The sequence below is a fragment of the Hoeflea sp. genome (assembly GCF_984452065.1).
In genome coordinates this window covers 1-13,724 of the sequence record NZ_CFHWAF010000120.1, presented here as the reverse complement: position 1 = coordinate 13,724, position 13,724 = coordinate 1, and the positions used below count along the sequence as shown (strand labels likewise).

At 59.6% G+C, this 13,724-nt stretch carries 14 protein-coding genes, 1 tRNA gene and 2 pseudogenes; 13 read left to right on the top strand and 4 right to left on the bottom strand.

Features of this window, described 5'->3' with window-relative positions; all coding sequences use genetic code 11:
• Positions 1 to 77: 77 nt before the first annotated feature.
• Positions 78 to 1,169: pseudogene (locus AC5E6N_RS18835) on the top strand (recombinase family protein); the annotation flags it as partial.
• A gap of 525 nt (positions 1,170 to 1,694) precedes the next feature.
• Here the strand turns inward: AC5E6N_RS18835 and AC5E6N_RS18830 are convergent.
• A tRNA-Ser gene (locus AC5E6N_RS18830) sits at positions 1,695 to 1,784 on the bottom strand.
• A gap of 283 nt (positions 1,785 to 2,067) precedes the next feature.
• Between AC5E6N_RS18830 and AC5E6N_RS18825 the strand changes: the two genes are divergently transcribed.
• The 8 genes from AC5E6N_RS18825 to AC5E6N_RS18790 all read left to right on the top strand — a co-directional run bounded on the left by AC5E6N_RS18825 (position 2,068) and on the right by AC5E6N_RS18790 (position 9,935).
• Entirely contained in the window at positions 2,068 to 3,138 is a 1,071-nt protein-coding gene (locus AC5E6N_RS18825; protein WP_491749258.1) for a septal ring lytic transglycosylase RlpA family protein, read from the top strand.
• 94 nt (positions 3,139 to 3,232) lie between these two features.
• The gene (locus AC5E6N_RS18820; protein ID WP_491749257.1) at positions 3,233 to 4,393 is read left to right on the top strand and encodes a D-alanyl-D-alanine carboxypeptidase family protein; all 1,161 of its coding nucleotides are present in this window, start codon (positions 3,233 to 3,235) and stop codon (positions 4,391 to 4,393) included.
• 114 nt (positions 4,394 to 4,507) lie between these two features.
• Entirely contained in the window at positions 4,508 to 5,173 is a 666-nt protein-coding gene (gene tmk / locus AC5E6N_RS18815) for a dTMP kinase (RefSeq protein ID WP_491749256.1), read from the top strand.
• The gene (locus AC5E6N_RS18810; RefSeq protein ID WP_491749255.1) at positions 5,170 to 6,210 is read left to right on the top strand and encodes a DNA polymerase III subunit delta'; all 1,041 of its coding nucleotides are present in this window, start codon (positions 5,170 to 5,172) and stop codon (positions 6,208 to 6,210) included. Before tmk ends, AC5E6N_RS18810 begins: the two co-directional genes overlap by 4 nt.
• Positions 6,211 to 6,272: 62 nt before the next feature.
• Entirely contained in the window at positions 6,273 to 7,823 is a 1,551-nt protein-coding gene (gene metG / locus AC5E6N_RS18805) for a methionine--tRNA ligase (protein WP_491749254.1), read from the top strand.
• A gap of 5 nt (positions 7,824 to 7,828) precedes the next feature.
• Positions 7,829 to 8,620, top strand: a complete 792-nt coding sequence (locus tag AC5E6N_RS18800; protein WP_491749253.1) for a TatD family hydrolase — start codon at positions 7,829 to 7,831, stop codon at positions 8,618 to 8,620.
• Entirely contained in the window at positions 8,617 to 9,441 is an 825-nt protein-coding gene (locus AC5E6N_RS18795; protein ID WP_491749252.1) for an MBL fold metallo-hydrolase, read from the top strand. Before AC5E6N_RS18800 ends, AC5E6N_RS18795 begins: the two co-directional genes overlap by 4 nt.
• The gene (locus AC5E6N_RS18790) at positions 9,438 to 9,935 is read left to right on the top strand and encodes a YbaK/EbsC family protein (RefSeq protein WP_491749251.1); all 498 of its coding nucleotides are present in this window, start codon (positions 9,438 to 9,440) and stop codon (positions 9,933 to 9,935) included. Before AC5E6N_RS18795 ends, AC5E6N_RS18790 begins: the two co-directional genes overlap by 4 nt.
• Positions 9,936 to 10,186: 251 nt before the next feature.
• Here the strand turns inward: AC5E6N_RS18790 and AC5E6N_RS18785 are convergent, their stop codons facing one another.
• Positions 10,187 to 10,570 (bottom strand): DMT family transporter, encoded by a 384-nt coding sequence (locus AC5E6N_RS18785; protein ID WP_491749250.1) that lies wholly within the window; start codon positions 10,568 to 10,570, stop codon positions 10,187 to 10,189.
• Between AC5E6N_RS18785 and AC5E6N_RS18780 the strand changes: the two genes are divergently transcribed.
• Positions 10,548 to 10,811, top strand: coding sequence for a hypothetical protein (locus AC5E6N_RS18780; RefSeq protein ID WP_491749249.1), 264 nt, complete (start codon positions 10,548 to 10,550; stop codon positions 10,809 to 10,811). The genes AC5E6N_RS18785 and AC5E6N_RS18780 overlap by 23 nt on opposite strands.
• Here AC5E6N_RS18780 and AC5E6N_RS18775 read toward each other — a convergent pair.
• Positions 10,704 to 10,982, bottom strand: a pseudogene (locus AC5E6N_RS18775) (DMT family transporter); the annotation flags it as partial. The gene AC5E6N_RS18780 and the pseudogene AC5E6N_RS18775 sit on opposite strands and share 108 nt — an antisense overlap.
• A 191-nt stretch (positions 10,983 to 11,173) precedes the next feature.
• Between AC5E6N_RS18775 and AC5E6N_RS18770 the strand changes: the two are divergent.
• Together AC5E6N_RS18770 and AC5E6N_RS18765 are read left to right on the top strand one after the other, a co-directional pair.
• A complete protein-coding gene (locus AC5E6N_RS18770; protein WP_491749248.1) occupies positions 11,174 to 11,431 on the top strand; it encodes a hypothetical protein in 258 nt (85 codons plus the stop codon).
• 24 nt (positions 11,432 to 11,455) lie between these two features.
• Entirely contained in the window at positions 11,456 to 12,058 is a 603-nt protein-coding gene (locus AC5E6N_RS18765) for a LysE family translocator (protein ID WP_491749247.1), read from the top strand.
• 16 nt (positions 12,059 to 12,074) lie between these two features.
• Here AC5E6N_RS18765 and AC5E6N_RS18760 read toward each other — a convergent pair whose 3' ends face one another.
• Positions 12,075 to 12,680, bottom strand: a complete 606-nt coding sequence (locus AC5E6N_RS18760; RefSeq protein WP_491749246.1) for a YiiX/YebB-like N1pC/P60 family cysteine hydrolase — start codon at positions 12,678 to 12,680, stop codon at positions 12,075 to 12,077.
• A gap of 205 nt (positions 12,681 to 12,885) precedes the next feature.
• Here AC5E6N_RS18760 and mazG point away from each other — a divergent pair, with 205 nt between their 5' ends.
• Positions 12,886 to 13,704: a nucleoside triphosphate pyrophosphohydrolase gene (gene mazG / locus AC5E6N_RS18755; RefSeq protein ID WP_491749245.1), complete on the top strand. Its 819-nt coding sequence runs from the start codon at positions 12,886 to 12,888 to the stop codon at positions 13,702 to 13,704.
• Positions 13,705 to 13,724 lie beyond the last annotated feature (20 nt).

Below are 13,724 nucleotides of genomic sequence, written 5' to 3'. Positions count from 1 at the left end.
GAAGGCCCGGCGCGCGCCTATCTGCTTGTCATCGACCGCGATCCGAAAGCGGTCCAGAAAGCATTGAGCAAAGCGGCATGAGTGAACAACAATCAACCGTCAAACAGCGCGCCGCGCTTTACTTGCGCGTCTCGACGGCGCGGCAGGTAGAGCATGACGTCTCGATCCCCGACCAACGGCGTCAGGGCGAAGCCTATTGCGAGGCGCGCGGCTATGAACTGGTTGAGACCTATGTCGAGCCAGGCGCGTCGGCGACCAATGATCGGCGACCGGAGTTTCAGCGGATGATGGAGGCCGGCACGTCGAAGCCCGCCGCCTTCGACATCGTCGTCGTCCACTCCTTCAGCCGGTTCTTCCGCGACCATTTCGAGCTTGAGTTCTACGTCCGCAAGCTGGCGAAGAACGGCGTCAAGCTGGTCTCCATGACGCAGGAGCTTGGCGACGATCCGATGCACGTCATGATGCGGCAGATCATGGCGCTGTTCGACGAGTATCAGTCGAAGGAGAACGCCAAGCATACGCTCAGGGCGCTGAAGGAAAACGCCCGTCAGGGCTTCTGGAACGGGTCGTTGCCGCCCGTGGGCTACCGCGTCGTCGAGGCCGAAAAGCGCGGCGCCAAGGTGAAGAAGGTGCTGGAGATCGATCCGCTCCACGCCGACACGATCCGGCTGATCTTCAAACTGGCGCTGGAAGGCGACGGCGACTCCGGACGCATGGGCGTGAAATCGATCGCGAAGTACCTCAACGAACGCAAGCTCTACACCCGCACCGGCGGACGCTGGGGAGTCGGCACGGTGCATCGAATCCTCACGCGCCGGACCTATATCGGCGAGCACGAATGGGGGAAGGCCTACAAGGACGGCACGCCGAAGACGACCGCGGAGGTCGTGACGGTTCCCGTACCGCCGATTGTCGATAGCGAAACCTTCGACGCCGTTCAGCAGCTTCTCAAGAAACGCGCGCCGATGGTGACGCCTGGTCGGACCGTCAGCGGGCCGACCTTGCTGACGGGCATCTGTTTCTGCGCCGACTGCGGCGGCGCCATGACACTGCGCACCTCCGGCAAGGCGAAGCACTATCGCTATTACACCTGTTCCACGGCTGCCCGGCAGGGCAAGACCGGCTGCAAGGGCCGCACGATCCAAATGGATCGGCTCGATCATCTGGTGGCGGATTATCTGGAACATCGGTTGCTCGATCCGCACCGGGTACAGGACATGCTTGCCGCGCATCTCGACCGCCGTGAGGAACGGGATGGACGCCGGCAAGCGCAGGCGAATGAACTCACCAAACGGGCAGCGGAAGCCGAACAGCGCCTGAAGCGTCTTTACGACGCCATCGAAAGCGGCGTCGCCGATCTCGACGATCCGTCGCTGAAAGAACGCATCGAGGAATTGAAGGCGACGCGCGATCAGGCGCGCATGGACGCCGAACGTGCGAGGGCCGCCATCGAGACCACGGGCCAAAGTCTCACGCCGATGCAACTGACAAGATTCGTCTCCGTCGCCCGCCGCCGGATTCGTGGAAAGGACGGCGGATTTCGGCGCGACCATCTGCGGGCGTTCGCGCAGCGAGTCGAGGTCGCCGAGCACGAAGTCCGCATCATGGGCTCGCACAATGAGCTGTTGAGGCTGCTGACGTCTTCAAATGGCGCGGAAACGGCGGCGAACGGCGTTCGCATTTATGTTCCAGGGTGGCGGAGGAGGTGGGATTCGCACCCACGAGACGGTCTCCCGCCTGCCGGTTTTCAAGACCGGTGCCTTCAACCACTCGGCCACTCCTCCGGTCGCGCCTTCTTGCGATATGTCATTGTGATTTGCAAGACGGGCCGGAAAAAATTCGACGTGAACCGGATGCCGGCGAGCGGATTAATGACCGGTTAACCACAGTGCGAGCAATTCGAATCAAATGCCCCGCATTTAATGCCAGTGACGGGTTTTTCTGGCATTGTAACGGCCGGTCTTGGCTCGCAATGCCTTCTCTGTTATCAAAGCATTGGGAAATAAGCCAAATGTCGTCATCCAGTCCCTCAGTCCGGCGTTCAGCAATATCGGAATGAATAAATCGATGCAAAACGGTTTTGCCAAAACCAGATGCGGGCAGACAAACGGCTGCGGTCGGATCGGCATTTCCGGGAGATTGTTTCATATCGGCCTGTTGATCGCCGGCGGCATCGCTCTTTCGGCATGCGGCGGCAGCCCGGAGAACCGGGCCGACATCAATACGAAGACCAAATTCAAGTCGAAAGACTACGGCGTGTCGGCCAGCAAGCGCGTCACGGTTTCCAGGAAGGTCCCGAAGGGCGGCGGCACCTACAAGATCGGAAAACCGTACAAGATCAAAGGCCAGTGGTTCCATCCCAAGGAGGAAAAGGACTACGACAAGCGCGGCTACGCGTCCTGGTACGGCCCGAATTTTCACGGCAGGCTGACCGCGAACGGCGAGATCTATGACCAGTACCATCTCTCGGCGGCCCATCCGACATTCCCGTTGCCGAGCTACGCCCGCGTCACCAATTTGACGAACGGCCATTCCGTCGTCGTGCGCGTCAATGACCGCGGCCCATTCGCGAAAGGGCGCATCATCGACGTTTCCAGCAAGACCGCCGATGTGCTCGACATGAAGCGCGAGGGCGTCGCCAAGGTCCGCGTCCAGTATATCGGCAAGGCCCGCATGGACGGACGGGACATGCGCTACCTGACGGCATCCTTCACCAAGGACGGCCGCCGGACCCCCATCGATACGGAGGGCACAGGCCGGTCGGGCGTCATGCTGGCGCTTAACAAGCCCAGGAAACCCATTACCTCGGTCTTCGCTTCACAAGAGGTGCAGGTCGCCTCGGCAGCGCCGTCCGCCGGCTTCGCGCTGGCGCCGCCAAGCGATACGCTGGTCGTGAAGGGCGCTCGTCTGCCCGGAACGATAGAAGTCGCATTGCCCGATATCGGACCGGTTCCGCGGGAAAGACCGTCTTACGTGCCTGCACTTGCGCGCGGGGAAGAAAGGCTTAAGGCGCTTTCGTCCTATGCGCAAAGACGCGTCGAACAGCAGTCTGACACGCCGTTCCGTGTTCTTCTGTCCGGCCGCAACACTCTTACAGACGAAATGATAACTGCGTCGTGGAAACGCGGAAATCTGTGACCGCTTAACCCTTCCGACCAATCTTCGTTGATCGGCATTTGCTTGATTGCTAACCTTTGACCAAGGGTGTTGCGTAGTCAGGGGTTCGGTGTTCATGTTTCATCGTTATGGACCGTTATTTGTTGTTGCCGCGCTGATGGCGGTGGCCTTCATTCCAAACGTTGCAAACGCGCAAGCCTTTGAAACGAAAGCAAAACAAGCCTATCTGATCGAAGCCGAGACCGGCACAGTCCTGTTCGCGAAGAACGAGGACGATCTCATACCGCCCGCATCGCTCGCCAAACTGATGACCATGGAACTGGTTTTCAAGTCGCTGAAGAACGGGGAGCTGTCCCTCGAAGACACCTTCGAGGTTTCCGAGAACGCCTGGCGCACCGGCGGCGCAATATCCGGAACGTCCACGATGTTCGCGGAGATCAACTCGTCCATCAGCCTGTCGGACCTCATGCGCGGCGTCATTGTCCAGTCCGGCAACGATGCATGCATCGTCATCGCCGAAGGCATGGCGGGTTCGGAAGAGGTCTTTGCCGATATGATGACGGAAAGGGCCAGGGAACTGGGGTTTGAAAAATCGGTCTTTGGAAATTCCACCGGCCTGCCGCATCCGAGGGCACGGGTCACGGTCCGCGAACTGGCCTTGCTGGCCCGGCACATCCAGCAGTCCTATCCGGAATATTACCCGATCTATTCCGAACTCGATTTCACCTGGAACGATATAATCCAGCGCAACCGCAACCCGTTGCTTCGCTCCAATATCGGCGTCGACGGGCTCAAGACCGGCTACACCGAGGCGTCGGGTTACGGCATCGTCAGCTCGATCGAACGCAAGGGCCGGCGTCTGTTTCTGGCCATGAGCGGCATGAGCAGCATCAAGGAACGGGCCCAGGAGGCCCGCAAGATGCTGGAGTGGGGCCTGCGCAGTTTCGAGCGGCGCGAGCTTTTCGCAGCCGGCGAGGTCGTAGGCGCAGCCTCCGTCTATGGCGGCGAACGCTCCCGGATCGACCTGATGGCCGAAGGGCCGGTCAGCATATTTGTGCCGATCGCCAAATCGGATCGTCTGAAGGCCAGGATCGTTTACGACTGGCCTTTGACCGCCCCGGTCCGTGAGGGCAGTCCGGTCGGCACCTTGAATGTCTGGGTCGGCGATACGCTCAGCCAGCAGACGCCGCTTTATGCCGCGGAGTCCGTGCCCAAGGGGCCGCTGCACAAACGCGCACTCGACGCGTTGCAGGAACTCATGCTGTTCTGGCTTTAAGGGCACGCGTTCCGGCAGCTCACCGACGTCGACACGGCCGTATCGCAGATTGTCTGGACGACCGGTCAAAACACCCGTAATAACGGACGCGAAAATCGCGAGGGTGACGGATTTTTGACGGGTCGGTTCATTACATTCGAGGGCGGGGAGGGCGCGGGAAAATCCACGCAGATACAATATCTCGCCGAAACCCTTCGCGCGCAGGGCTTCGAGGTCGTGATGACACGCGAACCCGGGGGCTCGCCGGGCGCCGAGGCCGTACGGCACGTCCTGCTCTCCGGCGCGGCCGAGGAATTCGGTGTCCGCATGGAAGCAATCCTTTTCGCCGCCGCCCGCAGCGATCATGTCGAGGAGTTGATTCGCCCGGCGATGGAGGCGGGCAAGATCGTCCTGTGCGACCGGTTCATGGATTCATCGCGTGTCTATCAGGGCGTGAGCGGCGATCTCGAGCCCGAGTTCGTAAAAGCGCTTGAACGTGTGGCGATCAACGGCATGGTGCCGGATCTGACGATCATTCTTGACCTTCCGGCGGAGGTCGGGCTGGCGCGGGCCGTCAAGCGCAATGGCAGCAAAGGATCGGGTCCGGACCGGTATGAAAAGGAATCGCTCGCCGTGCATCAGAAGCGGCGCGACGCGTTCCTGGACATCGCCAGGCGCGAGCCGGAACGCTGCAAAATTGTCGACGGAAACCAGCCGGCGGATGCGATCGCGCAGGATATCGAGAAACGCGTGCTGGCTCTCCTGCGGAGCGATGCGGAGACCGGAGATCCGGAACCATGACCAACGACACCGGCGTGCTCGACGGCGCGATACCGCCCGCCAGCAATACGCGGCTTTTCGGGCATGAGCAGGCATCCAAATTCCTTGCCGATGCTTACAGATCACGCCACCTGCACCACGCGGTCCTGCTTGAAGGTCCGGAAGGGATCGGCAAGGCGACGCTCGCCTACCGTTTTGCCTATCATATCCTGACACACGAGGACCCGGACACGGCACCGCAGATCCTGGAAGACCCTGATCTCGATACGCCTCTGCTTCGGCAGGTCACCGGCGGTGCATCCCACAACCTTTTGCATCTGGCCCGCCCGCTCGATCCGAAGTCGGGGCGCATAAAGTCCGCCATAACGGTGGATGAGGTCCGCAGGGCAGGGCACTTTCTCTCCCAGACATCGGGGAGCGGAAACTGGCGCATCGTCATTGTCGACCCGGCGGACGATATGAACCGGTCGGCCGCCAATGCGATCCTGAAAATCCTCGAAGAGCCGCCAAGGAAATCGTTGTTTCTGGTCCTCTCCCACGCGCCGGGCAAACTCTTGCCGACCGTCCGTTCGCGCTGCATGCCTTTGCGCCTTGATCCTTTGAGCGATGCGCAAGTGAAGCAGGGCATCGAGCATCTCGGCCTTGCCGACCATCAGGAGCCGCAGACCGTCGACGCGGTTGTCAGCCACGCGAAAGGGAGCCTCTCCAACGCCATCCTGCTGCTCAATTATGGCGGATTGGAAATCGCCGACATGTTTGAGCAGATCCTGCGGGACGGGCCGGACCGCTCGCAAAAGGCGATCCATACATTGGCGGATTCCATGACGGCGCGCGACCGGGAAACGGCCTATGCATTTTTCACCGGCTATGCGGCGGACCGGATTGTGGCCCTGGCCAACAAGGCCGCCGCGGCGGGCGATCTGCACACCGCCCAATACTGGTCGTCCGTTTCCAGCGACCTTCAGGAAAAGCTGGCCATAGCCGAGGGCTATAACCTTGACCGCAAGCAGACGATTTTGTCGGTTTTTTCTTCGCTGTTTCGAATGCCGGCGGCATAGCCAGCGCGGTCATTTTGCCGTATGACGGCTGCATTCATCACCCGCACAAGTGACAGAACGAAATGAGCGATAATAACCGCTTCTACATAACGACGGCCATTTCCTATCCCAACGGCAAGCCGCATATCGGCCATGCCTATGAGCTGATCGCGACGGATGCGCTGGCGCGCTTCCAGCGCTGCGACGGCAAGGATGTCTATTTTCTGACCGGTACGGACGAGCATGGCCAGAAGATGCTCCAGACCGCACGCAACGAGGGCGTTCCGGTGCGCGAACTTGCGGACCGGAACGCGGCGGAATTCCAGCGGATGGCCGAGGTTCTCAATGCCTCCAACGACGATTTCATCCGCACGTCCGAAGACCGGCACCATCGGGCCAGTCAGGCGATCTGGGAGAAGATGGTCGCTGCCGGCGATATCTACAAGGACACCTATGCCGGCTGGTACTCGGTGCGGGACGAGGCCTATTACCAGGAAAGCGAGACCGAATTGCGTGATGACGGCATACGCTACGGTCCGCAGGGCTCGCCCGTCGAATGGGTTGAAGAGGACAGCTATTTCTTCCGCCTCTCCGCCTATCAGGAGCGCTTGCTGGAGCTCTATGAGAACCATCCCGAATTTATCGGCCCGTCCTCGTGTCGCAATGAGGTCGTCGCCTTTGTCAAATCCGGACTGAAGGATTTGTCGATGTCGCGCACGACCTTCGACTGGGGCATCAAGGTGCCGGGCGATGAGGGGCATGTGATGTATGTGTGGGTCGATGCGCTGACCAACTACATCACCGCGCTCGGCTATCCCGACACGTCAGACGCCCTTTGGAAATACTGGCCGGCCGTGCACATCATCGGCAAGGACATCATCCGCTTTCATTCGGTCTACTGGCCCGCCTTCCTGTTGTCGGCCGGCATTGAACTGCCGAGGCACATCTTCGCGCACGGTTTTTTGTTCAACCGGGGTGAAAAGATGTCGAAATCGGTCGGCAACGTCGTCGATCCGTTCACGATGGTCGAGCATTACGGCCTTGATCAGGTGCGCTATTTCTTCCTGCGCGAAGTGCCATTCGGACAGGACGGCAATTACAGCCATGAGGCGATCGTCGGGCGTATCAATTCCGATCTCGCCAACGATCTCGGCAATCTGGCCCAGCGTTCGCTGTCGATGATCGCCAAGAACTGCGACGCAAAGGTTCCGCAATGCGGCACGCTGACCGACGCGGACAGGACCATCATGGCCGCAGCCGACGGACTGCTGGACAAGGCGCGTGAGGCAATGGGCCGCCAGGCGATCCATACCGCCCTTGCGGACATCTTCGCGACCGTCTCGGAAGCCAACCGCTACTTTGCCGGACAGGAGCCGTGGGCGCTCAAGAAGAGCGATCCGGCCCGCATGGAGACGGTGCTCTATGTGACGGTCGAGGTCATCCGTCAGGTGGCAATCCTCTGCCAGCCCTTCATGCCCGACGCAGCTGCAAAACTGCTCGACATTCTCTCGGTGGCCGAGGAAAACCGGGCTTTTAACCGGTTGGGCGAAGCCGGGCGCCTCATAAGCGGTTCCGATCTGCCCAAGCCGCAGCCGGTTTTCCCGCGCTATGTGGACGCAGAGCAGGGCGGTTAGCTTTCATGTTGGTCGACAGCCATTGCCATCTGGATTTTCCGGATTTTGACAGCGAGCGCGATGACATCATCGAACGCGCCAGAGCGGCCGGTGTCGAACTGATGGTGACGATCTGCACGCGGGTCGCCAATTTCGATCGGGTGCGTTCGATTGCCGAGCGGTATGACAGTGTCTACTGCTCGGTGGGAACGCATCCGCACAATGCCGACGAAGAGCTCGATGTCACCGCCGATGAACTGGTGGATCACGCGACGCATCCGAAGGTCGTGGCGATCGGCGAAGCCGGTCTCGACCATTTTTATGACAATGCGCCGCGGGATGCCCAAGCGGCGGGTTTGAGAACGCACATCGCCGCCGCGCGCCAGGCGCAGCTTCCGCTGGTGATCCATGCCCGCGATGCCGATGACGATATGATTTCGATCCTGACCGAGGAAGCGGGCAGGGGGGCTTTCCCCTTCGTTCTGCACTGCTTTTCCTCCGGCGAGAAGCTTGCCCGCACCGGAGTGGAGCTTGGCGGCTATGTGTCCTTTTCAGGCATCGCCGCTTTCAGGAAATCCGATGCGATCCGGGATATCGCCCGACAATTGCCGATCGAGCGGATCCTGGTCGAGACCGACGCGCCGTATCTTGCGCCGCCGCCGCATCGCGGCCAGCGCAACGAACCGTCATTTGTTGTTCACACGGCGAATATCCTCGCGCAGGCGCTCGAAATGCCGCAGGAGGATTTTCACCGGCAGACGACGGAAAACTTCTTTCGCCTGTTTTCCAAGGTGCCGCATCCGGTGGCCGGAGCATGAGGGTTACGCAGCGTTTCACCGTCCTTGGCTGCGGCTCGTCCCCGGGCTCTCCGCGCATCACCGGCGATTGGGGTGCCTGCAATCCGGCCAATCCCAGGAACCGGCGCCTGAGGGCGTCTCTATTGGTCGAGCAAATCGGCCCGGATGGAAACAGCACCGTTGTCGTCATCGATACCGGGCCCGACTTCCGCACGCAGATGGTTACCGCCGGCGCCCGCAAGCTCGACGCGGTCGTCTACAGTCATCCGCATGCGGATCATATTCACGGTATCGACGATATTCGCGGCTTTGTCATCGAACAGAAGAAACGCATCCCGGTCTATGCCGACGAAAAGACGATGGCCCGGCTTCTTGAGGGGTTCAGTTACTGCTTCAAGACGCCGCCCGGAAGCAATTATCCGCCGATCGTCAGAGGCAATTACATCAATGACCGGAACGATCCGGTTGTTGTCGACGGGGAAGGGGGCCCGCTGACCCTGCTTCCGTTCGAACAACTGCATGGCGACATCACCTCGCTCGGTTTTCGGATCGGTAATCTGGCCTATTGCAGCGACGCCAGCGGGTTCCCGGAGGCGACCGTTGAGCGGCTTTCGGATCTGGACGTTCTGATCATCGATGCCCTGCAGTACCGTCCGCACCCGAGCCATCTGTCACTGTCTCAGGCGCTTGAATGGATCGACAGGCTCAAACCCGGAAAAGCCGTTCTCACACACATGCATATTCCGCTCGACTACGATACTGTCATGCGCGAAACGCCCGATCATGTGGAACCCGCATACGACATGATGGTCATTGAACAGACAGTGGAGATTGACGCGTGAATACACCGGACGGCGCTGCAGGCAAATTGTCGAGCATCGAACGGGTGCGCCGTGCCGCCGAGGCGCTCGGGCTCGAGATCGACATTGTCCGCATGGACCAGTCGACCCGTACCGCACAGGAAGCAGCCGACGCGTGCGGCTGTTCCGTCGCGCAAATCGTCAAGTCGCTGGTTTTCGAGAATGCCGAAACAGAGGCACTTATATTATTACTTGTTCCAGGTAATAAAAATGCCGATCTGGCGCTGATCGAACAGCGCTACGGCCTTAAGCTTCAACGGTGCGACACGCGCAAGGTCCGCAACGAAACCGGATTTGCCATTGGCGGCGTCGCGCCCATCGGCCACATCAACCCGATTCGGATTTTGATGGACCAGAGCCTGCTGACCCATCCGGTTGTGTGGGCCGCGGCCGGACGTCCCGACAGCGTGTTCAGCGTCAAACCGAAATCGCTGTGCGCAGCAGCGGGCGCTGAGATCGTCGGCGTCACGCGTTAAGAGGCCAATGCTCAAGAACCACATATTATTCAACCGGTTGGGCAAACACGCTGAGGTGATTGATAATCTCAATCACTTCGGCATTGCGCTTGATCCGGACGTCAGGGCGCGGCTTGGCGCTTGGCTTTCAGCCCAACACACAGATATCAATTAGTTCCATAATATATCTTATGCGATCTTTTTACGGCGCTGTGTACAGTCGCCCGCTGCCTGGAAAACCGGACACAGTTCCGAACCGGCAGCCCGGCGCGCTAATCGCGCGGCCTTTGCAGTCTTTCACGATGGAAGATATAGGCCGACGAGGCGAGGATCACGCACGCGCCTGCAATCGTTGGCAGGTCCGGGATCTCGCTGAAAAGCGCAAACCCGAAGACGGTCGCGAAGATCAGCTTGGTGTATTCCATATTGCTGACAACACTGGCTTCGCCGGAACGCAGCGCCTTGACGCCGGCCCACTGACCGACCGTCGCAACAAGGCCCATCGAAAACAGCAGCAGCCAGCCAGTGAAATCGGGTGTGACCCACAACCAGAAAAGCGGCACACCGGCGAGCATTCCGACAAACAATGCCTGATAGAGCAGCAATGTCGCGGTGGATTCGGTCTGCGACAGCTTGCGCACCGAAACCAACAGCAATGGCCGCGCCCAACGCACTGGCAAGCGGTATCAGGCCCGCAAGAGTCACCAGCCCGCCAACGCCCGGCCGCATGGCGATCAAAACGCCGAAAAAGCCGATAATAACGGCCCCGATCCGGTGAATCCCGACCGCTTCCTTCAGGAAGATCATCGCGAACAGGACGACAAAAAACACCTGTGCAAACGTGATTGTCGTAGCCGTCGTCAATGGCAGTACGGACACCGCCCAAATCCCGCATGACAGGGCAACAAAGGCACCGCTCAGGCGTATTGCGTGAATTCCGGGCCGCGAGGTTCTCAGGCCCGTCGGAAAAGACCTTACGATTGAAGGCATGGAAAAAAGGAAAATGACGAGCTGACGAAAGAACAGGATCTGGAGCACGTGATATTCATTGACCGCGATCTTGGCCATGGCCGCTGCCGCGGAAAACAAACCCGCCGCAATCACCGCCCAAACGATGCCGCCGGTGTTGCCGGAGGGTACCCCGGCCCCCGTCCCCAGATAGTTTTCCCCGGCCATTTCAGGTTTTCCTTTGCGATTCAGCATTCAGTTGGTACCATGGTACCAAGCATAATAAAACACCTTTCCGATGGAGAGATGACATGTCAGCCGACAAAAGAACGGTGGAGCGCGTTCAGACGGGAGTACGCATAGAAAAGCGTATATTGCAGGTCCTGAAGGCCGTCGCCGCACGCAACGGCGTCGGCCTTGGCGACCTGCTGGAAGGCATCCTGTTGCACAATTTTGAGGGAAAACAGCCTTTCAACGAACAGTCTCTGGACTTCATACAACAGATGAGGCTCGCTTATGGCCTTGATTTGACAGCCGTCGACAGCCACAAGCTTATAGAACAACTGTAACAGACGCCGGAGCGTTTCACTCCCATGACATTCGAACATCTGCTGGCGTTCAACATCGCGCTCATCGTCGCCATTGTCAGTCCGGGCCCTGCCCTTCTGATATCCATTCAATCGACATTGCGGTCCGGCCGCAGGGCCGGTATCGCCGTCGGCCTCGGTCTCGGCCTGATGGCTTCGCTGTGGACCACAATGGCTTTGCTCGGGCTTGAAACGATCTTCAAGCTCATGCCCTGGGCCTATGCGATCATGAAACTCCTCGGCGCGCTTTATCTCCTCTATATCGCTTTTGTGATGTGGAGAGACGCAAGGGATGAAATCGATGTCGGCATGGCCCCTTCAAGGCACGCGTTCCGACAGGGTTTCCTGGTCAATGCCTTCAACCCCAAGTCCGCACTCTTCGCAGCGGCCGTCCTTGTCGTTATTTTCCCGAAGGACATGACGCTGATCGAAAACGCCGCCGTGGTTTTCAATCACCTGCTGGTGGAGATATGTTTTTACACGGCGGTCGCGTTCGCCATGAGCACCGCGGCAGCCAGGAACACCTATCTGAAGGCGAAAGTCTACATCGACCGAATAGCGTCGGTCGTCTTGAGTGCGCTTGGTCTGCGGCTGCTGCTCAGCCGTTGAAAGCCGCTTGACATGCTCACATCGTGACCGCCACCTCGGGCTCCAGCTCGAAGCCGTTGATCAGGCGCAGGCGTTTATACTTGTCGTCGGAAAAGTCCGCTGGCGTATATTCGTTTGACGGCAGCGTCGTGGACAAAATACCGAGTTCCTGAAAGGTCTCGGCAACGAGCTCGCTGCAGAAAAGGCTCGAAATATCGCGCTCGTTTGTTCCAAGCGGTCCGTCATAGGCCGCCTTGATGAGTTCCAGTTCGCTTTCCTCATAGGGGATACCTTTGAAGCGTTCGCGCAAGGATACCAGGCGCTTGCGCTTTATCGACGACAGCGCCTTGTTGAGATGGCGGATGGACACCTCGCCGTCATAGGTCTTGATCCGCTCGCTGAGCGGCACGATCTGCACGCCCTTGCGCGGCACACCGGTGTCGAGGTCGGCAAAGGTCGTCAGCGTCGTCGATTCCCAGATCGCCATCAGATCGTATTCCTTCAGGTAATAGACCAGCCCGACATGCGACCATGGCGATCCTGTCGCGAATTTGATGCCGGCGCTCAGCCCCCCTTTTCCGGAGAACAATACGACGTCGCCCGTCTTGAGATCCGGCCGGATTGCAGAATAGAGCGTTGCCAAGATAAACCCCTCCTCCATTGGTTCAAACGGTCCCGCGCAGGGCGCTTTCCGTTATCTGACAGTCCGGTTATTCATAGCCGCTGCGCTTGCTGCTGAATGTGGCCAATGCCACGCCCCTGCCCCAACCGGACTCTGCTGTGGATTCAGCATCGCCGGCCGGATTGTTTGACATGTCTTGCGGGACGAAACGGTTAGAGTGGGTTCCATGGAAGCATCAAAAGACATACGCCGTCTGCTTGAAATCATGGCAGCGCTGCGCGACCCGCACACAGGCTGCCCATGGGACGTCAAGCAGACCTTCGACACCATCAGGCCCTACACCATAGAAGAGGCGTATGAGGTCGCCGATGCGATCGAACGCAACGATCTCGACGATCTGTGCGACGAACTCGGCGACCTGCTGCTACAGGTCGTTTTCCACGCACGCATGGCGGAGGAAGCCGGTGAATTCGACTTCGGCGACGTTGTCCACGCCATAACCCGCAAGATGATCAGACGGCATCCCCATGTCTTTGCCGTCTCCGAGGCGGACACGCCCGAAGGCGTCAAGCTGCAGTGGGAGGAGATCAAGGCGGCGGAAAAAGCGGAACGTGCAGAGCGCAGACGCGCCCGTGGCCTGCCGGAAAAGACCCGACCGGGCCTGCTTGACACGGTCGCACATGCGCAACCGGCATTGTCGGAGGCGCTCAAGCTGCAGCAAAAGGCGGCGCGCGTCGGCTTCGACTGGAGCGAGCCCGCGCCCGTTCTTCAAAAGATCGAGGAGGAACTGGCGGAACTGAAAACGGCCCTTGCACGGGAGGACAAGGATCGCGTGCGCGACGAGTTCGGCGATCTCGTATTCGCGCTCGTCAATCTCGGCCGCCATGTCGACGCCGAACCCGAAATGGCGTTGCGCGGAACAAACGTCAAATTCCGCAAGCGGTTTTCGTATATCGAGACCGAACTGGCGCGGCGCGGTTCAAGTCCCGCCGATGCAACGCTCGACGAGATGGAAGAGCTTTGGAACGAGGCCAAGCGCAATTAGAGCAAATCTTGGACGACCTA